Raw genomic sequence first — 19,464 nt, 5'->3', positions numbered from 1 at the left:
CTCTCCTTCAACATGATACCCCATTTGAATACGACGGCATTGAACCAAGAGAGTTGTCAAAAGTGATTCCATATAATAGTCAGAAACATTCTCAGTGAGTTCTCTAAAATTCTTGTGTAGAATTTTTGATACGATATCCACTAATTGTTTCTCAAAAAAGTGGTATAATTTTGCATTGACAGATTTTTCTTCTATCAAATTTGAAAAATGTGTTACTAGCTGCTTAATTGCTAGCTGTATCTCATTCTCTGCCCCCTGACTAGTCAATCCATCATTATTTGATATTATTTCAATCCCATTCGATACAATGATTTCATTTATAATTTTTAAATCGTTATAAAGTGAGGTCTTACTGACTAAATATTGCTCAGCAAGAGATTCTAATGTCGGATTATCCTCTTCAAAAAATACACTTTGAATAATTTTGACTCGTCTATTTACAGGTGACAGCTGGTCTTGCGAAAGCTCACTTTCTAGCTCTTTTAAAAAGTTGCTTTTTGCACTATGTTCACCTGACAAGTGGATACCTAAAGAAGGTAACCTTTCTATTTCAACAGAATAAGGTTGAATGAAAAGTCTAAGTGTTTCTAAATCTTGAAATACGGTTTTAGTTGAGACAGACAATTTTTTACTATAGAAAGAAGCAGGTAAAAATTTATCATGTTCAATTAGCAAGCGCGCAAGTTTTATTTGCCTTTCGTTCATGGATATCACCTTTCTGTTAGCTAACGTTCTTCTTTACATATCTAAGATAACATGATAAATTAGCCCTAACAATTACATAAGTTTCTTTATCCATTGTGGAAGTGAATTAAAAATTTTCAGTTTAATCTCGCTTACATATCTTTTCTATGTATATGAAGAACACTTAATCAAAAATATTTTATTCTTTGTTTTATGATTTATTTTTAATGTTCAATTTTAAATATTTTTGCTCTTTTGGCAATAAACCAGTTCATTTTCTTTTGGACTTCTTAACTTAAGATAATATATTAGTTGACCATCAAAATTCTACTACATAAATGAATTTTCAAGAGAAAATAAAGAAACTGGTTTCAATCCGAAATCAGTTTCTTTCAACAAGTAGACTAGCCATAACTTTTTTAATCAGATTAACTTTCCAAAAGACAATTGCAGATATCATGCAAAATCAGCAAGGCCATAAAATCTGTTAAAATGATATTTTTCCTTTGAAAATCTTGTCTTCAACTTTATTTCATCTAATACATTCATTTTTTAATGCTCTTTGTTTTAAAGTAGAAAATAGTTATAATCCATAGATTTTTTCAATATAGTAGAGCTAGTTTAGGATTCCATATCCTAAACTATAAGAACTATTCTTTTCATAGCTTCTTCTTGCAATAATATCTCCAGAATTCCCTTCAATCGTATGGACAGTATTATTTTCAAATTTCTCCACAATCCCTACATGATCACTGACACCATCACCATCCCAATCAAAGAAAATAATCGCTCCACTTTTCGGTTCTACACCTCCGCCTTGCCATTGGTTATTCGTTTTAAAATTATTTATTCCTGTTGGACAATAGGCAAAACGTTCCATCTTCAAGTTTGCTTTTTCCGCCACATAAGAAACAAAAGTTGCACACCATTCTACACGACTGTTAAAACCATACCAACGCCAGTATTTTTCGCCACCTTCATGAATGCCGTCTGCTAGCTCATCTGATGCAATTTTCGCAATTTCAGAATTTCCACCAGTGCCAGAATGACTCAAAAATCCTCCTCCGAAATCGTACACCTGCACAATGTTTAAAACTTCATACCCTTGATGCCCTTTCCACATATCCGCAAAATATTTAACCCCAACTTCTATTGATTCATCTGGGTCTGTTATGGAATTTAGTGGTCTGCCTTGGCTTTCGCTACACTGCATAATATCGGGATACTTTTCATAATTTCCACCTGATTCTGCCATAATAATTCCTAATGGATAGGGTACGGCTTCGGGTATCTCATTTTTCACCGCTTCTTTCGTTACCTTTTCTTTCCAGCGAAGTACCGCTTCTGGAAGATTTTGCTCCTCTTCTGTACCAGTAACATTAGTCGATGAACTTTCTCCCCAAATCAATAATAGTATGAAGATAAAAAAGATTCCAAATAAACAAAGCGCTAGATACTTAGATAACTTCATAGACTGATTCCTCACTGATTTCTGATTCCATTAGGTTTCTTGTCTTAGTTCGTCAATTTCCTTTGCTAATTGTCTGGCTTCATCTTGCTCAACAGATGTTGAATGGTAAAGTTGTTTGATTGATAGTATAATTTTTAAACATAAAGCACTCGCTTCCTTTCTGATTTGGTTTGGTCACTTTAATCTTACAGAGATGAGTACTTTTTGTGTACCTTGAAATCAAAAAAAATGGGACAATAATCAGATTTTTTTCTGATTATTGTCCCATTCTCTTTTGGTAGAAAATTGGAAAACTGACAGCTAAAAAGGCAGCTTATTTCGCTCTTCATTCGTTGATTTAACACCATTTCAACTGAGTTTTCACGTTATTTCCGATACATCTTAAACTCCAAGAACAGATCGTTATAAATTCCTAAGTATTCTTGACCTAAGTCTTGGTAAACTTCTAAATGTTTGATGGTTTCATCATCTGGATAAAATTGTTTATCTTCGGCAACTTCTTTTGGTAATAGTTTTTTAGCTTCTTTATTTGGTGTGGAATAACCAATATATTCTGCATTTTGTGCTGCATTTTCTGGTCGTAACATAAAGTTCATAAATGCATAGGCGCCGTCTTTATTTTTGGCTGTCTTAGGCATCACAATGTTATCAAACCAGAGATTAGAGCCTTCACTGGGAATCACATAATGTAGATGTTCATTGTTTTCTAGCATTTCAGCAGCTTCACCAGAGAAAGTTACAGCAACTGCACTTTCTTCATTAGCCATGTACATTTTGATTTCATCGGCAACAATTGCTTTGACATTGTTCGTTAATCGGTTTAACTTATCGGTAGCCTGACGTAATTGTTGGTCGTTTTTACTGTTTAACGAATAGCCTAAACTATTCAAAGATAATCCTAACACTTCGCGAGCGCCATCAATCAGCATGACATTATTTTTTAATTCCGGGCGCCATAAATCATCCCAATGTTGGATCTGACGGCCGTCAATAAATTTATCATTATAAATAATCCCCAACGTGCCCCAGAAGTACGGAACGGAAAACTTATTTTTGGGATCAAAGGATTGATCTAAAAAGCGTGCATCAATGTTTTCTAAGCCTTTTAATTTGCTGTGATCAAGTGGTAAAAGCATCTTCGCTTTCATCATTTTTTGAATCATATATTCAGAAGGAATGGCAATATCATAGGCTGTACCACCTTGCTGAATTTTTGTATACATAGCTTCATTAGAATCAAAGGTTTCGTAATTGACTTTATAGCCTGTTTCTTTTTCAAATTTCTTAATCAAGGCTGGATCTATATAGTCCCCCCAATTGTAAATGGTCAAGGTATCTGCTCCTGCCATGCCACTTGCTTTCTCCAATTGGCGCACGCCAAAAAACAAGATGACAATAATAGCGATAATTCCAATAAAAAGTGACTGTAATTTTTTCATTTTAACTTGGCCACCTCACTTTGTTCCCGACGCATTTTCTTTAAACGTTTTGGCGTATTGTCTTTACTGATAAAGTAATAACCGACAACTAGAATCATTGAGAATAGAAATACTAACGCACTTAAGGCATTGATTTCTAAACTAATTCCCTGACGTGCTCGTGAATAAATTTCAACAGATAATGTTGAAAAACCATTGCCTGTCACAAAGAATGTTACGGCAAAATCGTCCAACGAATAAGTAAAGGCCATAAAGTAGCCAGCAATAATTCCTGGCGCTAAAAAAGGCAAAATAATATTTTTAATCACTTGAACATTATTGGCCCCTAAATCCCGTGCCGCATCTACCATAGAATCGTTCATCTCTTGTAGTTTTGGTAAAACCATTAAAACAACAATTGGAATACTAAAGGCAATATGCGACAATAATACACTTGTAAAACCTAAACTGATAAACCCTACTGCCGTGAAGAAAATTAAGAAACTGGCTCCAATAATAACATCTGGTGAAACGAGTAAAATGTTATTAAAGCTAAGCAACGTGTTCCGGTTTTTACGACGTTTTGTATAATAAATCCCCATCGCGCCAAATGTTCCAATGATGGTTGCTATTAAAGCCGATAAGAAAGCTAACAAAAACGTATTCAGAACAATGGTTAACAAGCGTGTGTCTTCGAAAACGTTCCGATAATTATCTAACGTAAAACCAGTAAACTGATTCATCGTTTGCGTGTCGTTAAACGAATAAAAAATCAAATAAAAGATTGGTGCGTACAGTAGCGCAAAGACAACGAATAAATACACATAAGACCATTTAAACTTTTTCTTTTGCATTATTTGCCACGCCCTTTCTTCTTCTCACCCGTCAGCAACATCACAATAAACATGGCAACAATTAAAATCACACCAATTGTTGAACCCATGCCCCAGTTTTGCGTTACTAAGAAGTGTTCCTCAATCGCCGTTCCCAACGTAATCACCCGATTGCCGCCAATTAAACGCGTTAACATAAAGAGCGAGAGCGAAGGAATAAAGACAGCTTGAACGCCACTTTTCACACCGTTTAGGGAGAGAGGAAAAATGACACGGCGGAACGTTTCCGCACTGCTAGCTCCTAAGTCCCGACTAGCACTAATCAATGAAGGATTCATCTCTTCTAAGGCATTAAAAATCGGCATAATCATAAATGGAATTTCAATATACGTTGCGACAAATAAAAAACTGAAATCTGTAAACAGAATTTGGTGCGTACCCAAACCCATAAAACTCATAAACTGATTGATACTCCCATGAATACTGAAAATCCCAATAAAGGCATAAGCTTTTAATAATAAATTCACCCACGTTGGTAAAATAACGAGCATTAACCATAACTGTTTATGCTTGAGCTTTGTCAAAAAATAAGCCGTAGGATAACTTACCAATAACGTAAAAATGGTAATCAGAAAAGCATACCAAACCGAATTAATGGTCATACTTAAATACGTTCCTGATGTAAAATACGTTTGGTAATTCGCCAAGGTAAACTGGCCATTCATATCGAAAAATGATTGATAAATAATCATTAGCACTGGCGCAATGACGAATAAAAGTAACCACATTACATAGGGAATCGAATAAATTCGACGCATTGTTTTCATTTTATTTTCCCCTTTCGTTTACTCGTCGTAACTTTCTAAACGGGCATCAAAGTCTTCTTCTGATTCATTGAAGCGCATCACGTGAATATCTTCTGGCTCAAAGGAGAGCCCTACTTGAGCGCCTTCTTTGGCTTTTCGAGTGGAATGCACCATCCATTCATTTCCTTGTTCATCAAAACAAATAATTTCATAATGAACGCCGCGGAATAACTGCGTGTCCACCGTTACGGTTAGCTTGCCTTTTTCAAGCGTGGTAATCGTTAAGTCTTCTGGACGTAAAACGACTTCTACAGGTTCATTTTTCCGCATGCCGCCATCGACACATTCAAACTTTTTGCCCACAAATGAAACTAAATTATCTTCCAGCATCACGCCGTCCACAATATTACTTTCCCCCACAAAGTCAGCAACAAAGTGATTAATCGGTTCATCATAAATATCGACTGGTGTGCCACTTTGCACGATATGACCTTTATTCATGACAAAAATTTCATCGCTCATCGCTAATGCTTCTTCTTGATCATGGGTCACAAAAATAAAAGTAATCCCTAAACGTTGTTGTAAATCACGTAGTTCATATTGCATCGCTGTGCGTAATTTCAAATCTAAAGCGGATAACGGCTCATCTAAAAGCAATACTTTTGGCTCATTGACAATCGCTCGTGCAATTGCGACCCGCTGACGTTGGCCCCCAGACATTTCACTAATTTCACGTGTTTCGTAGCCGGGTAATTGAACCAAACGTAATGCCTCTTTCACTTTTTTTTCAATTTCTGCTTTGGATAGTTTTTTGATTTTTAAACCAAACGCAACATTATCAAAAACATTCATGTGAGGAAACAAAGCATAATCCTGAAACACGGTATTGACTTGGCGTTTATTGGCAGGTACATCATTTATTCTTTTACCATCAAAATAAACATCGCCAGAAGTCACGTCATTGAATCCCGCAATAATACGCAAAATCGTTGTTTTGCCACATCCTGAAGGTCCTAATAACGTATAAAATTTTCCTTCTTCAATTTCAAAGCTGACATTTTTTAATACTGGTTCATCGTCAAATTGTTTGACAACATTTTCAAATGAAATCACATGGTTTCTCACTGGATAAACTCCTCCATTTCGTCCTTTATAAATACGATTCTGTCGCCACAATTAACGCACGACTTTTTCCTCGACCATTGTTGCTAATTTGGTGAGGTTCTGTTGCTTGGTAATACATGGTTTGACCTTTTTTAGCAATATACGTGGCTTCCCCTAATGTCAAACGAATGGAGCCATCAATCACATAAATAAATGTTTCTGATAGAGAAGGTTCAAACGTTTTGTATTCGCCATTTTTATCAAAAGTAATAATGACAGGTTCCATTTCTTTTTCATTTGAGGCTGGAATTAACCATTTTAGTTCATAGCCATGTTCTTCATCATAATAGAGGGTACTTTCTTCTTCATTGTAGACAATTTTCTGTTCAAGCGGTTGCTGACTAAAAAACTGCTCTGGCGTCACGCCTAGTACTTCTAAAATTGAGAAAAATGTTTCCATTGATGGTGAGCTTAAATCCCGCTCCAATTGGGAAATATAGCCTTTGGATAAATCCGTTCTTTCGCCTAATTCTTCTTGTGTTAAATTTTTCTGAATGCGTAAATTTCTCAACTTCTCACCAATTTCCATGGCACACCTCGTTTCTATTTTCAACTAATCTTTTCAACAAAAGTTTTGTAATACTAAACTTACAGTTTAGTTTTACCTTTTTTAGTATACGAACTTTTTGAAAAATTTCAACCATTTTTCTTTATTTTTCTAGTCTAATTGTCACACAATCTTTCTTTTCTGTATAACTTACTGTTTATAAGAAGAAAAATGATACGAAAAAATCAGAATATGATAAAATAAGACGAGTTGCTTTTTTACATAATTGGAAGGAGAGTTTTTATATGAATTCATTTCAAGCATTTACGTTAAGAGAACAAGATACATCTGTTATTGGTCAACTAGAAACCATTACTTTAGACGATTTATCAGAAGGCACTGTAGTAATCAAAGCAGCCTACTCCTCAGTTAACTTTAAAGACTCTTTAGCTTCAAAAAAAGACGGCGGTGTGATTCGCAATTATCCAATGATTCCAGGAATTGATGTCAGTGGCACTGTTGTCACATCGGAAGATCCTCGTTTCAAAGAAGGCGATAAAGTGATCGTAACAGGCTATCAATTAGGGGTTAGTCATACTGGTGGTTATTCTGAATATGTGCGTGTTCCTGGCGATTGGGTAGTTCCACTTCCTGAAAAAATGAGTCTCAAAGAAGCAATGATTTTCGGAACTGCTGGCTTTACGGCCGGATTATCTGTCACAGCTTTAGAAGACGATGGCTTACGCGACGACAAAGAAGCCCCCATCATTGTAACTGGTGCGACAGGCGGTGTTGCGACATTGTCTATTGCGATGTTGCATCAATTAGGCTACACTTCAATCACTGCATTAACTAGAAAGCCAGATTCTTTTGAGCTTTTAAAAGAGTTAGGTGTTAGTGAATGCTTATTAGTAGAAGATTTCTTAGCAACTCCTGTTAAAGCATTAATGAAACAGCGTTTTGCTTTTGCAATTGATACCACTGGTGGGGAAATTACTGCTGCTGTTTTACCACAACTTCGTTATGATGGCCGTTCAGCCATTTGTGGCCGCGCTGCTGGAATTACATTAGAGACAACCGTTTTACCCTTTATTTTACGGGGCGTTCATTTATTGGGCATTGATTCGGTTAATGTTGGTATGGACAAACGAAAAATAGTTTGGCAACGTCTTGCCACTGATTTAGACATCACTGAAAAAGCTGTGTATCAAGAGATTACTTTAGAAGAACTTCCCCCTGTTTTTGAAGCATTACAAGCAGGCCAACATATTGGACGGACCATTGTCCGAATTTCTTAAGGAGGCGTTTTGATTATGGATGTTTTAGTTACTGCTGGCGGAACGTCAGAACCGATTGATAATGTTCGTTCGATTACCAATCATTCTTCTGGCGGACTAGGAAAAGCAATTGCTGAAAGTTTTTTAGCTGCTGGACACACCGTAACCTACGTAACAACCAAACATGCATTACGTCCAACCCAACAATTGGACTTATCAATTAAAGAAATAGAAACAACGGTTGAATTAGCCACTACGTTAGAACAACTCTTTGCTGAAAAGCAATTTGATGCGATTGTTCACGCAATGGCAGTCAGTGATTTTACGACGGAAACCGCGCAAACGGAAGAACAATTTATTGATTCTTTTGCTCAACAATTAAGCGAACAAACATTGCCAAAGACCAAAGAAGCCTTGGTAACTATCGTTCAAAACACATTGAATCAGATTGCTGATATTCCTCAAACAGCAACAAAAATTTCATCTGATACGGACCGATTATTAATTTTTCTAAAGAAAAATCCTAAAGTCATCCAAATGATTCGTGACAAGCAACCCCAAACTGTTTTAGTGGGCTTTAAATTACTTGTCGACGTTTCACAAGAAGAACTTGTCCAGGTTGCACAAGCCGCTTTGGTTAAAAATCGGTGTGACTTTGTCTTAGCCAATGACTTGATGAACGTTCATGAAACAGAACACGAAGGATTATTAATTAACGAAACGGGTATTGTCCAAGAAGCTTGTTCAAAACAAGGGATTGGTTCAATGATCGTTAAAAATGTTGAAAAGAAATGGAGAGAACAACAATGAAAACTATTTTATTAGGCGTCTCTGGCAGCATTTCTGCATATAAAGCAGCAGATATTACAAGTCAACTAACTAAGCTTGGCTACAATGTGGAAATTTTAATGACTAAAAGTAGCACGGCGTTCATCACTCCGCTGACGTTACAATCACTTTCTAAGAATCCAGTGCATACGGATGTCATGATGGAAATTGATCCCAGTAAAATTAATCACATTGAGTTAGCTAAAAAAGCGGATTTATTTTTAGTAGCACCTGCTTCGGCCAATACAATTGGGAAATTAGCCCATGGGATTGCCGATGACTTATTATCAACAGTTGCTTTGGCACTTTATCCTGAAACACCCAAAATTATTGCGCCCGCGATGAATACGTATATGTACCAAAACCCCATTGTCCAACGAAATATTGGCATTTTAAAAGAAGTCGGCTATCAAGAAATAATCCCACGGGAGGCTCTTTTAGCTTGTGGCGATTATGGTCGTGGCGCACTTGCCACTGTTGAAGATATCCTTCAAACAGTGATGAAAATTTTAGCATCTGATAACAAGGAGTAATTTATGAATAACACGAAAAAATTTACGTTAACAGCAATGTTCTTAGCTATCTTACTTTTACTGGCTTTAACCCCACTAGGATTTATCACATTAGGTCCTTTAAATTCGACCACGATGCATATTCCTGTAATTATTGGTTCCATTGTTTTAGGGCCAAAAATCGGTAGTATGTTGGGCGGCACGTTTGGGATCATTAGCTTAATTAAAAATACGACAGCACCAACACCTTTGTCGTTTGTTTTTTCTCCATTTATTCCCGTGATTGGTACCGATCACGGTAGTTGGAAGGCTCTTTTAATTGTGCTCATTCCGCGGATTTTAATTGGGGTCGTTCCTTATTTTGCTTACAAATGGCTAAATAAATTAACGAAGGAAAAAGCGCAACCTGTCTCCTTATTTGTGGCTGGTGTTTTAGGCTCAGCAACGAATACCATTTTAGTCATGAACATGATTTATTTTCTTTTTAATTCAGCTTATGCTGAAATTATTGGTAAAGCTGGAACTGCTGTTTACCTAGCTATTATTGCGACGATTTTCAGTTCTGGTGTGCCAGAAGCTCTTGTTGCTGGTGTAGCTGCTTCAGCAATTGCTAGCGTTTTGCTTCGCTTAATGAAACGGAATGCAACGCAAAAACTATAGAAAAAACCACAGGGACTAAAAATCAAGTTTGATTTTTAGTCCCTGTGGTTTTTATTTATTTTTTTTGTTTTCGTAATTTATAGGCATATTCACTGGCTTTAAATAATAATTTATTAACCGGTAAATCGAATTCCCCAATAAATTCATTAATCGTTGGGTTGAAGTTTGCTTTAAACTTAATTAAGCCATCATTTAAACTACCTTCTAAGCCGCCCATATTACAGCTTTCGCAGCCACGGTTAAAACATTCTTGAATGGCATCTCGCCAAGTCACATAAGTTGGCATGTAGCGTTTATAACGATCATCTAAGCCAGCATAAAGGATTTCACTTGTTGGACCAAATGTCACAGCCAAGGCGCCAGCAACCGTGACGATTTCACCAGCTTCTGCGATATTTTCTTCTAATTCCTTTAGTTCCCGAGTCAAGGAAGCATCTAATTCTTCTAAATTATGGCGCTTTTTCACTTGATTTTCTTTCAAATTACTCAAGTCTTTTTGATTTTTGTCATAGCGTTGTCGCGTGCTATCTAAGCGTTCCTTTAAATTGACTTGCGCCAGCATAATAAAGGAGTCTTCTGGGTAAATGTTCAACAGCTTCTTAAAGTAATCACTATTCCGCAAAGAAATATGTTGGCGTTCCATGGTTGATTGAATGACTTTTTCAAATTCATCAACAAAGTCAACATGCCCTTGTTGCACAACGACCCCTTTTTTTTCAGCTGTTTTAATCATTTTCTTGGTACTTTTTGACAATTGTTCCTCACTAAAATCTTCACGATAAATATTCGCTTGGAAGCGAGGCTGGATGGTGGCCCCCATATCCATTGTCAGTCCTTGATATTTGGCACCTGCTTCTTTCAAGGTCTCAATAATAGATGTCGCTTCAGCATGCGGTTGGTGTTCTTCTCCCAAATGAAAATCTTGATAATGAACCGCTGGATCCATTTTTATAAATAAAGCTCGTTTTTTCTTGCCAAATTTTTTCAATTCAGCCATAAAGTAGCTGACCAAACGTTCATTTGTATAGTCCATTACTGGACCTCTTGGTGTATATAACATCGTAAAACCGGCTGGTAATGGTTTGATTAAAACTAAACTTGATGCGACTAATGTATCCTTTTCATAAACCCCAACAATTTCAGAACCCCAGTTATCCTTGACTTTTGCCCATGAAGATGACTGTAGTAAATTACATAATGGGTGATTTTTAACAAATGTATCGTGTACTTCTGCCGGAATACCGATTTTAAATGTGTACATGTTCAAACTCCTCTGCTGTGACTTTCCAATAGTCCGTTTATCTTACACTATCATAGTGTATTCCAACAGACTAGTAAAGTTTTACATGAAAATTTTTAGAAAAAATGTAGATCTTATTCTTTATGTAAAAAAGACGAGGTAGAAACAGTTCATTCTATCACTTAGCTCACTAATAGCAACGACACTTTTCTTCAGTGCCATTCAAAGGATGAATCATTTCTATCCACATCTTTTCAATTAAATACGTGTTTCAAATTTTAATGACTTGTTGATAAAATACATGATTGGTGCTGAAATCGTCATAATAATCGCTTCACTTAATGCTAACCAACCATAAGTTGTCCAAAATGCTTGACCGCCACTTGGTACTAGCATAAAGGCAATAAAAAACATACTTACAGTGAAAAATAGACTATTTAGACACATTCTAACAGGAATACTTGGTACCTTTTTTTGTAAAAAAGCTGTTAAGCTCAACGCAAATAATGTTTGCGCACCACCAAACAGAGCATCCATTACACCGAAACCAAAAAATAAGTTAAAAAAGATAACGCCGCCTAAAACACCCCACATCAATTTGCGATTGAAAACGACTAGGTGATTCAAACTTTCTGAAATTCTAAATTGAATCATACCAGAAGAAACTGGCCGAACCAATAAAGAGAGGACAATATATAAGCCCATAATGATACCATTGGCTAAGACTGTTCTTAGCTTTCGATTGGCTTGAAACGAATTTTGCATACTTTTTCCTTCTTTCTCCGAGTTTTTTTACAAGGGATGGTTGATGAACCTTGGTTACAATTGCAACAGTTCACATTCTAATATGGAAAGTCAAAATAGTCAATGAAAGCCCTGTTTTACTTTGCACTTATTTGCAGTTTTCACCTCTCATGCATTGTTTCGTGCCTTTTTCTAGTCATTTTTTACTTTTTTAAGCAATCTTTATTCGCAGAAGTTCCTCCCTCTGGTATAATGGACAATAGCGATTCAAAGGAGGAGCTCAATGAACATTCACTACTATCTTATTATCAACGAGCAGGCAAGTAGCGGCAATGGCCGAAAAGTCGCTAGAAAAGTGATTCAACAACTCAAGCAACAAGAACTTAAATATACGGCTCTTTACACTGATTACGCTGGACATGAAAAAGAATTGACGAAGGAACTTGCAGAAACAACTTTACTTCCTTGGTCTGAAGACTTAGACGTTTCAACTTTTCCAATCCTAGTCGTGCTAGGCGGCGATGGCACACTACATAATGTCATTAATTCATTACTTCCATATGATTCAGCTATTCCTTTAAGCTATATTCCATGCGGCTCTGGAAATGATTTTGCACGAGGGGTGGGATTATCAAGAAATATTGATAAAGCATTGCATCAAATCCTGCGCACCAGACGACCAAAAGAAATTCAAACGATTCATTATGTAGAAGCCAACCAAGAAGAAATCGGCTTAGCCACCAATAATGTTGGCTTAGGATTAGATGCGGCAATCGTGGAAAAAACCAACGAATCGTCATCAAAAAAAGCCTTAAATAAATTTAAGCTTGGCTCGCTTTCCTATATTTCTTCAATCATTCATGTCTTTTTTAAACAAAAAGGCTTTCCAATTTTAGTTGAAATGAATGGTAAACAATACACATTTAATCGTGCTTTCCTATGTACGGTCACAAATCATCCTTATTTTGGCGGGGGCGTATCAATTATGCCGACGGCCAATCCTCGCAAAGCAGTCGTGGACTTAGTTGTCGTGGAACGAATCAATATTTTTAAAATTTTGTGGCTTATTTTCCTATTGCTTCGCCAAAAACAAGGGAAATCTAAGCATTTTCATCATTTTCAATCAAGCAAAATTCGAATTGTTTCGACGATTCCACAAACCATTCACGCAGATGGCGAGATTTTAGGCAAACGAAGTATTGATATGGTTTATACCACACAAAAACGTTTGTTTTGGTTTTAACTGAGTCTCTTAAGGTTGAAAAAGAGTGTCATAAGTCAAAACGACTTATGGCACTCTTTCCTTTTCTCACAGAAATTGATAAGGCGTCGTATCCTTCATTCCAATCATTGGATCAACAGCATTTGTTTGAATAATTTCGACTGTTAGTCGTGGTTCTTTTGGTAATGGTTCTTCGACAACTTTTGTCGCTTTCTTTGCTGTTTCTGGGGTTGACTCTTCCTCTTCATCAGCAAATAGTGAAACCTCTTGTACCGTTGTTTCAACTAATTGCTCGTCTGTTTCTTTGATCTGATCGGCTTTCGTTGATTGCTGTTCAGTTTCATAAGAGACAGCTTTTGTTTCCTTTTCAGTAAATGGATGGTCTGCCGTTAAACCTTCTTCATAGGCTTCTAACTGAGTTCTAGTCGTTAAGGTCATTTGTTCTGCGTTCACGATTCGTTCTTTTAGCATCGTCATGCGACTAGCCGATTCGTTTTTGACACATGTTTCAAAAGCAGAAACCTCCCCTAATAGAATTAATAATTCTTTACTACGTGTCACTGCTGTATACAACAAATTTCGTTGCAGCATTCGGCTATACTGATGAACCATTGGCAGTAACACCATGCGGAATTCACTACCTTGCGCTTTATGAATCGAACAACAATACGATAGCGTAATTTTATTCCATTCATTTCTTTTATACGTTACTTCATTATTATCAAACTGTAAAACCAACTCGTCCACTTTGTCCTCTGAGTCTTTGGCTAAAGTAATTCCGACGATTTCTCCCATATCTCCATTGAACACATTTAATTCTGGCGTATTGACTAGTTGCAAAACTTTGTCCCCAATCCGATAGACGGTGTCATTCCACTTGACTTCTTTTTTCTTCCCCTCATTTGGATTGAAGATTTCTTGCATCATTTTATTCAAGGCATCAATGCCAGCTGCGCCACGATACATTGGCGCTAAAACTTGGATATCTTGTGGCGTAAACCCTTTTGCTTTTGCCTTTGTGACAATTTGTCGAATGTATTCTTCAATATGACCAATATCACTTGCAAAGAACGAGCGATCCTTTTGATTTTTTTGAAAATCAGTAGGCAACTTTCCTTCTTTAATTTCATGGGCAAGAGGAATAATACTTGAACCGTCTCCTTGACGATAAATTTCGTTTAGCTCACATTTGGGAATTTCGTTAATTTGCAATAAGTCATGTAAGACTTGACCTGGACCGACAGACGGTAGCTGATCCTTATCACCAACAAAAATCACTTGCATGTTTGTCGGAATAGCTTTTAATAATGTATTGGCTAACCAAGTATCCACCATGGACATTTCATCTACAATTAGCAAACCACCTTCTAATTCTTTGGCGGTTAAACTCGGATTTTTTTCACGACCTGTCAAGCCTAACAAACGATGGATGGTACTTGCAGGTAAACCTGTCGTTTCGTTCATACGTTTCGCTGCTCGCCCAGTTGGCGCCGCTAGCAAGATTGGAAACATCTCCTGCGTATAGTCTTTGAGATCTAATGAAAGACCATTTAGTTCCGCAAACAACGAGACAATCCCATTAATAACAGTTGTTTTCCCTGTTCCGGGCCCTCCAGTTAAAATAAATAACGGCGATTTAATCGCTTCTTCAATCGCTGCTTGTTGCGAGTCGCCATACTGAATATTTAAACGTTTCTCAATCATTCGGATATTTTTTTGGACTTCTTCTTCCTCATAATGAATTTCTTTTTTACGAGAAAGTAAACGCTGAATCGAAGTACCAATGCCCCATTCAGAAAAATAGAGACTGTTCTCAAAAAGTTTAGTCTCTTCTTGTTGGATTTTTCCATGTTCGACTAACGTAATGATTTCATTGGCCACTTGATCAGGTGAGATTTCCACTGGGCGACTTGCTTCCAAGGTCCGAATCGCTTCTTCTAATAAAACATCTGCTTGAACATACGTATTGCCTGAGCGAATGGAGTGTTCAAACACTTCATGTAAAATCGCCGCTCGAATTCGAACAGCAGAATCCGCCTGAATGCCGATTTGTTCAGCAATATTGTCCGCTCGTTTAAATCCGACTCCCTCAATATCTTCAACTAACTGATAAGGATTTTCTTGAATCACAGAAAGGGTTTCTTCTTGATAGGTTTGATAAATTGAAAAAGCTAACTGACTACCGAAGCCGTATCGATTTAGTCCCACAATCACTTGCTCCATCCCGTGATTCAAGCGAATTGTTTCGACGATTACTTGACGTTTTTTTTCATTTAAAACAGTAACTTCTTCCAAAACACTCGGGTCATCAATAATTCGGTCAATCGCACTTTCCCCTAATACTTCAACAATTTTTTCAGCAGTTCGTTTACCAATGCCAGGAAATTTGTCACTTGATAAATAGTTAACCACCCCACTAGCCGAAGTCGGTCTTTCTTGCTGATAACTATCCACCTGAAACTGTCTGCCATAACGAGGATGGTCCACAAAATGACCAAAGAAACGATAGGGTTCCTCTTCTTGAACTTGGCCAAAACTTCCAGTTACTACAATTTCTTTTTCTAAATAATCTGTATTTGTATCGGTCACATTTACAAGAACGACTTTATAAAAATTACTGGGATTTTCAAAAAAGATTGCTTGTACAGTTCCAACAATAAAGGCTTTTTCTTCGTCCTCACCAAAAAGTGTTACCACTACAAGCCCTCCTTTCTGTTGTGTGCTTATTGTGCTTTTTCTTTAGCTAAAAAAGACGTATCATTCCATAACGTTAAGTCGTACGGCATGTTCCTTGATGCCTCTTTGGTTTCAAGGATTGAGAGGCTATTGTTTAACAGCCCGCCCATTGTCCGTAATTCTGATAATGGTTTACCAGCCATCGCTTGGATTGCCGCCGTCAGCGCTGCTCCGTGTCCGACAAATAGAACTGGACCTTCGTGCTGTTTCGCCGCTTCAGCAACTGTTTCTGAAATCCGTTGAATCGCTTGCTCGATTGGTTCACCATCAAAAATTGTTGGATCATACAAATCTAAACGATGCCGTAAATGATCTAATTCTTCTCCATAAAAATTACGCATTTCTTCAATATATTGTCCTTCTAGACGACCTAAACCTAATTCTTTTAAGGTATCTGTATAAACAATTTCAACTGGATGATTCAATTCTTGTTGAATTCCCCGCGCAGTATTTTTGGCACGTAATAGCGGACTAGAATAAATTTTTTCAAACGGAATATCTTGTAAATATTGGCCTAATTGTTTAATTTCGTCATAACTAGTTGGTAATAACGGCGAATCTCCTGTCATTCCTTGAAATCGTTTCTGTTGATTCCATTCAGTTTTTCCATGTCGTGTAAAATATAATTTCATGTAACTTCTCCAAACTTCTTTATCTCTTCATATGTCTTTCTAGTTTATCACTTCCCTGCGAAAATATCCATGGAAGTTTCTAGTAATCCAAGCAAAATAAGCCTAGAACAAAAATCTAAATTGTTTTTTGTTCTAGGCTTGAAAATTGGGCAACAGTAAAAATAAAACCACTTTCTTCTGACATTTTTGAAAAAAGCGCTACTGTCTTAACTTTTTTTAATCCAATTTATCATTTTCATAATGATGCGTCAGTTCTAAGTTCGGAAAATTTTGCTGACGTAAGGCTTCATAAACAATTAGTGCGGCAGTGTTAGAAAGATTCAATGAGCGCACATGTTCATCATTCATAGGAATTCGGATACACTTTTCTTCGTTTTCTCGCATAAACGTTTCTGGTAAGCCCGTTGTTTCTTTTCCAAAAAGGAAATAATGGTCCTCGCCATCATTATAATTGACCTCGCTGTATGTTTGGTGAGCAAATTTGGTTACTAAATGCAAGTGTTTGCCTGCCACATGGGCTAAAAAGGCAGCCAAATCTTTATGATACGTAATATTTACATCATTCCAATAATCTAATCCAGCACGTTTTAAGTGTTTATCATCTGTTGAAAATCCTAAAGGTTCAATTAAATGCAACGGTGTATTCGTCGCTGCACATGTCCGTGCAATATTTCCAGTATTTGCTGGAATTTGTGGTTCAAATAAAACAATATGGTTCGTCAACTATCTTCAGCTCCTCAAATATCAATCGTGTTCATTTTAGCATAAATTCAAAATAAATAGCGCCCACAATACTTATTTTCAAAAAAAACCGCATGACGCGATGATGTCAGGCGGCAGCTATTCTAACCAATAAAAAAAACGTACCGTCTCGGTGTCTAGCACGGCGAGTCGTTACGTTAGTGAAGGTCTCTTCACTAACTTTTATCAGAACAGGACCCTGATAAAAACCAATGAAAAAACAACTTGTAAGTAATATAACACCAATGTCACTTTATTGCAAGACTTTTTTAGGATTTTCTTCACAAAAAAGTCTATCTTTTACGACCTACTAACAAGCGGACGTCAATCGTGATTTTTTCCAATGGTCGCTGTTGTAGCTCGGCTTTAACTTCTTGAGAAACTTGCCACTCTAATGGCGACATTTCTAATAAATCCAACCGTCTTTCCTCGGGAATGTCAAAGCAATAAGTTATTCGTTCATCTACTTCCACAGCTAATTCCTCGGCAAAACGTTGGACTACTTTTTGATTGGAATAAATTTGTTTCTTTTCGTCATTGGGATAAAAAGCCGCTCGTAATTCCTTTAAGTAATTCTCTTCAGGAATAATTTTAATCACAGTCCCGTCAGCTTTTAGTACTCGCTGAAATTCTTGATAATGTGAAGGGGAAAAAATATTTAAAATCGTATCAAACCCTTCATTCGCAAATGGCAAATTCGTTAAATCCGCCACACACCAAAACGCATCAATTGGCTGATTACTTGCTAAATAGATTCCTTCCTTTGATAAATCAAACCCGATTTTCAGTCCAGATAAGCCTGCTTGACTTAACTCAGCAAGAAAACTCCCTTCACCACAACCAACATCGACTACTGTTTTATTTTGAGGAAGATAGTGCATAATTTTGTTTAAAACAGGCGCGTACATGCCACTTTGAATCATTTTTCCTCGAGAAGTAAACATTTTTTTATTATATTCTGTCTGAACGCCATGATTTAGAAAGTATAGCGTGCCTTTCTTGGATAAATCAAATTGATGTCTCTGTTGACAAATCAGACCAACCCCTTCTACATGCATTGGTTCATGACAAGTTGGACAGCGAAATACGGCTGCTTCTTTTTTCAATAATTGTTGTGCTCGTTCAATTTTCTTTAACATTTAAAACTCCTTACGTTCATTAAATGAACATTTTCTCTTATAAAAAGTTGCACTCTTTTTTTCAGGGCTATGGTAGTAAGCAGAATTATGGTACAATGCCTGTGAAGAAAAAGCAAGGAGCGATAAGAAATGATTAAAGAATTCTGTGCCGAAAATTTCACTAAGATTCCCCAAGCCATTCAAAAAGGTGCGAATCGCATCGAATTATGCGATAACTTAGCCGTGGGTGGAACGACGCCAAGTACTGGTGTTATTGAAGAAGTCTTAGCATACGCTGGCGAACATTCTGTACCAGTGATGACAATCATTCGTCCTCGTGGCGGCAATTTTGTCTATAATGATATTGAATTAAAAATTATGCATACCGATTTAATCGAAGCAAAGAAATTAGGAACCGACGGCATTGTTATTGGCTGTTTAACTGAGGACGGTTGGTTAGATGAAGAAGCTTTGGACTTATTCATTGAAACAGCTGAAGGCTTGCAAATCACTTTCCATATGGCTTTTGATGCCTTGTCGAAAGAAAACCAATTTAAGGCGATCGACTGGTTAGCTGAGCGTGGTGTGACGCGTATTTTAACTCATGGCGGGCCAGCTGGTACCCCTATCGAAGACAACTTTGATCATTTAAAAGAATTAATTGCCTACGCAGATCAACGGATTCTTATTTTACCAGGTGGCGGTATTTCCACAGAAAACGTTCAAACTGTGATGGACACTTTAAAAGTCACAGAAGTCCATGGCACAAAAATTGTTTAATTTCTTGTATCTAAAAAAGTGAGGTAGCCGTCGTATTAACGGCTATCTCACTTTTTTGATTTCAAGCAAACCAACGAATCCTTTTACCTCAGTCTCATGATAAATAAGTGC

General features: G+C 36.9%; 19 protein-coding genes. 6 read left to right on the top strand and 13 right to left on the bottom strand.

Annotation, left to right across the window (positions count from 1 at the left end):
* The 7 genes from KQI94_RS10295 to KQI94_RS10265 form a co-directional block, all read right to left on the bottom strand.
* Positions 1-705, bottom strand: a 705-nt coding sequence (locus tag KQI94_RS10295) for an HTH domain-containing protein (RefSeq protein ID WP_216454392.1), incomplete at its 3' end; no start/stop codon positions are given.
* A 595-nt stretch (positions 706-1,300) separates the two neighbouring features.
* Entirely contained in the window at positions 1,301-2,155 is an 855-nt protein-coding gene (locus KQI94_RS10290) for a lysozyme family protein (protein ID WP_002384115.1), read from the bottom strand.
* Positions 2,156-2,520: 365 nt separating this feature from the next.
* Positions 2,521-3,594, bottom strand: a complete 1,074-nt coding sequence (locus KQI94_RS10285) for an ABC transporter substrate-binding protein (protein ID WP_002359578.1) — start codon at positions 3,592-3,594, stop codon at positions 2,521-2,523.
* A complete protein-coding gene (locus KQI94_RS10280) occupies positions 3,591-4,427 on the bottom strand; it encodes an ABC transporter permease (RefSeq protein ID WP_002356512.1) in 837 nt (278 codons plus the stop codon). Before KQI94_RS10280 ends, KQI94_RS10285 begins: the two co-directional genes overlap by 4 nt.
* Positions 4,427-5,233, bottom strand: coding sequence for an ABC transporter permease (locus KQI94_RS10275; protein ID WP_002356510.1), 807 nt, complete (start codon positions 5,231-5,233; stop codon positions 4,427-4,429). The genes KQI94_RS10280 and KQI94_RS10275 overlap by 1 nt, the downstream gene beginning before the upstream one ends.
* Positions 5,234-5,251: 18 nt before the next feature.
* Entirely contained in the window at positions 5,252-6,337 is a 1,086-nt protein-coding gene (locus tag KQI94_RS10270) for an ABC transporter ATP-binding protein (RefSeq protein WP_002356508.1), read from the bottom strand.
* Positions 6,338-6,362: 25 nt separating this feature from the next.
* Positions 6,363-6,905, bottom strand: a complete 543-nt coding sequence (locus KQI94_RS10265) for an XRE family transcriptional regulator (RefSeq protein WP_002356507.1) — start codon at positions 6,903-6,905, stop codon at positions 6,363-6,365.
* 263 nt (positions 6,906-7,168) lie between these two features.
* Here KQI94_RS10265 and KQI94_RS10260 point away from each other — a divergent pair, with 263 nt between their 5' ends.
* From KQI94_RS10260 to KQI94_RS10245, 4 genes are read left to right on the top strand one after another with little or no spacing between them, the layout of a single operon-like run.
* On the top strand, positions 7,169-8,161 hold the full coding sequence (locus tag KQI94_RS10260) for a YhdH/YhfP family quinone oxidoreductase (RefSeq protein WP_002368846.1): 993 nt from the start codon (positions 7,169-7,171) through the stop codon (positions 8,159-8,161).
* Positions 8,162-8,176: 15 nt separating this feature from the next.
* Positions 8,177-8,950 (top strand): phosphopantothenate--cysteine ligase, encoded by a 774-nt coding sequence (coaB, locus tag KQI94_RS10255; protein WP_002359575.1) that lies wholly within the window; start codon positions 8,177-8,179, stop codon positions 8,948-8,950.
* Positions 8,947-9,501 (top strand): phosphopantothenoylcysteine decarboxylase, encoded by a 555-nt coding sequence (gene coaC / locus KQI94_RS10250; RefSeq protein ID WP_002365039.1) that lies wholly within the window; start codon positions 8,947-8,949, stop codon positions 9,499-9,501. The genes coaB and coaC overlap by 4 nt, the downstream gene beginning before the upstream one ends.
* 3 nt (positions 9,502-9,504) lie before the next feature.
* Positions 9,505-10,140 (top strand): ECF transporter S component, encoded by a 636-nt coding sequence (locus tag KQI94_RS10245; RefSeq protein WP_002356501.1) that lies wholly within the window; start codon positions 9,505-9,507, stop codon positions 10,138-10,140.
* A gap of 55 nt (positions 10,141-10,195) precedes the next feature.
* On the opposite strand, the gene KQI94_RS10240 is transcribed toward KQI94_RS10245, so the two are convergent.
* Both KQI94_RS10240 and KQI94_RS10235 read right to left on the bottom strand, forming a co-directional pair.
* Positions 10,196-11,401: an aminoacyltransferase gene (locus tag KQI94_RS10240; protein ID WP_002387163.1), complete on the bottom strand. Its 1,206-nt coding sequence runs from the start codon at positions 11,399-11,401 to the stop codon at positions 10,196-10,198.
* Between the two features lie 237 nt (positions 11,402-11,638).
* On the bottom strand, positions 11,639-12,145 hold the full coding sequence (locus KQI94_RS10235; protein WP_002356499.1) for a QueT transporter family protein: 507 nt from the start codon (positions 12,143-12,145) through the stop codon (positions 11,639-11,641).
* Between the two features lie 262 nt (positions 12,146-12,407).
* Between KQI94_RS10235 and KQI94_RS10230 the strand changes: the two genes are divergently transcribed.
* Entirely contained in the window at positions 12,408-13,367 is a 960-nt protein-coding gene (locus tag KQI94_RS10230; protein WP_002356498.1) for a diacylglycerol kinase family protein, read from the top strand.
* Positions 13,368-13,433: 66 nt separating this feature from the next.
* On the opposite strand, the gene KQI94_RS10225 is transcribed toward KQI94_RS10230, so the two are convergent.
* The 4 genes from KQI94_RS10225 to KQI94_RS10210 all read right to left on the bottom strand — a co-directional run bounded on the left by KQI94_RS10225 (position 13,434) and on the right by KQI94_RS10210 (position 18,594).
* Entirely contained in the window at positions 13,434-16,043 is a 2,610-nt protein-coding gene (locus KQI94_RS10225; protein ID WP_002368844.1) for an ATP-dependent RecD-like DNA helicase, read from the bottom strand.
* A 26-nt stretch (positions 16,044-16,069) separates the two neighbouring features.
* Positions 16,070-16,714, bottom strand: a complete 645-nt coding sequence (locus KQI94_RS10220; protein WP_002356494.1) for a histidine phosphatase family protein — start codon at positions 16,712-16,714, stop codon at positions 16,070-16,072.
* Positions 16,715-16,930: 216 nt separating this feature from the next.
* Positions 16,931-17,437: a tRNA (uridine(34)/cytosine(34)/5-carboxymethylaminomethyluridine(34)-2'-O)-methyltransferase TrmL gene (trmL, locus tag KQI94_RS10215; RefSeq protein ID WP_002356493.1), complete on the bottom strand. Its 507-nt coding sequence runs from the start codon at positions 17,435-17,437 to the stop codon at positions 16,931-16,933.
* A gap of 311 nt (positions 17,438-17,748) precedes the next feature.
* Positions 17,749-18,594 carry a methyltransferase domain-containing protein gene (locus KQI94_RS10210; RefSeq protein ID WP_002368843.1) on the bottom strand — a complete coding sequence of 282 codons (846 nt, stop codon included), beginning with the start codon at positions 18,592-18,594 and terminating at the stop codon, positions 17,749-17,751.
* A gap of 129 nt (positions 18,595-18,723) precedes the next feature.
* On the opposite strand from KQI94_RS10210, the gene cutC reads away from it, so the two are divergent.
* Entirely contained in the window at positions 18,724-19,353 is a 630-nt protein-coding gene (cutC, locus tag KQI94_RS10205) for a copper homeostasis protein CutC (RefSeq protein WP_002359565.1), read from the top strand.
* Positions 19,354-19,464 lie beyond the last annotated feature (111 nt).

The organism is Enterococcus sp. S183_ASV_20 (assembly GCF_018919685.1).
In the GTDB taxonomy this organism is placed as follows: domain Bacteria; phylum Bacillota; class Bacilli; order Lactobacillales; family Enterococcaceae; genus Enterococcus; species Enterococcus faecalis.
Note: the sequence above shows the minus strand (reverse complement) of the source record. Positions and strands in the feature narration are given on the sequence as shown.

What these genes read in the sequence shown, in the direction of transcription:
- KQI94_RS10290 (WP_002384115.1), bottom strand. Translation starts at nt 2,155, where the DNA reads ATGAAGTTATCTAAGTATCTAGCGCTTTGTTTATTTGGAATCTTTTTT.
- KQI94_RS10285 (WP_002359578.1), bottom strand. Translation starts at nt 3,594, where the DNA reads ATGAAAAAATTACAGTCACTTTTTATTGGAATTATCGCTATTATTGTC.
- KQI94_RS10280 (WP_002356512.1), bottom strand. Translation starts at nt 4,427, where the DNA reads ATGCAAAAGAAAAAGTTTAAATGGTCTTATGTGTATTTATTCGTTGTC.
- KQI94_RS10275 (WP_002356510.1), bottom strand. Translation starts at nt 5,233, where the DNA reads ATGAAAACAATGCGTCGAATTTATTCGATTCCCTATGTAATGTGGTTA.
- KQI94_RS10265 (WP_002356507.1), bottom strand. Translation starts at nt 6,905, where the DNA reads ATGGAAATTGGTGAGAAGTTGAGAAATTTACGCATTCAGAAAAATTTA.
- KQI94_RS10260 (WP_002368846.1), top strand. Translation starts at nt 7,169, where the DNA reads ATGAATTCATTTCAAGCATTTACGTTAAGAGAACAAGATACATCTGTT.
- coaB (WP_002359575.1), top strand. Translation starts at nt 8,177, where the DNA reads ATGGATGTTTTAGTTACTGCTGGCGGAACGTCAGAACCGATTGATAAT.
- coaC (WP_002365039.1), top strand. Translation starts at nt 8,947, where the DNA reads ATGAAAACTATTTTATTAGGCGTCTCTGGCAGCATTTCTGCATATAAA.
- KQI94_RS10245 (WP_002356501.1), top strand. Translation starts at nt 9,505, where the DNA reads ATGAATAACACGAAAAAATTTACGTTAACAGCAATGTTCTTAGCTATC.
- KQI94_RS10240 (WP_002387163.1), bottom strand. Translation starts at nt 11,401, where the DNA reads ATGTACACATTTAAAATCGGTATTCCGGCAGAAGTACACGATACATTT.
- KQI94_RS10235 (WP_002356499.1), bottom strand. Translation starts at nt 12,145, where the DNA reads ATGCAAAATTCGTTTCAAGCCAATCGAAAGCTAAGAACAGTCTTAGCC.
- KQI94_RS10230 (WP_002356498.1), top strand. Translation starts at nt 12,408, where the DNA reads ATGAACATTCACTACTATCTTATTATCAACGAGCAGGCAAGTAGCGGC.
- KQI94_RS10220 (WP_002356494.1), bottom strand. Translation starts at nt 16,714, where the DNA reads ATGAAATTATATTTTACACGACATGGAAAAACTGAATGGAATCAACAG.
- KQI94_RS10210 (WP_002368843.1), bottom strand. Translation starts at nt 18,594, where the DNA reads ATGTTAAAGAAAATTGAACGAGCACAACAATTATTGAAAAAAGAAGCA.
- cutC (WP_002359565.1), top strand. Translation starts at nt 18,724, where the DNA reads ATGATTAAAGAATTCTGTGCCGAAAATTTCACTAAGATTCCCCAAGCC.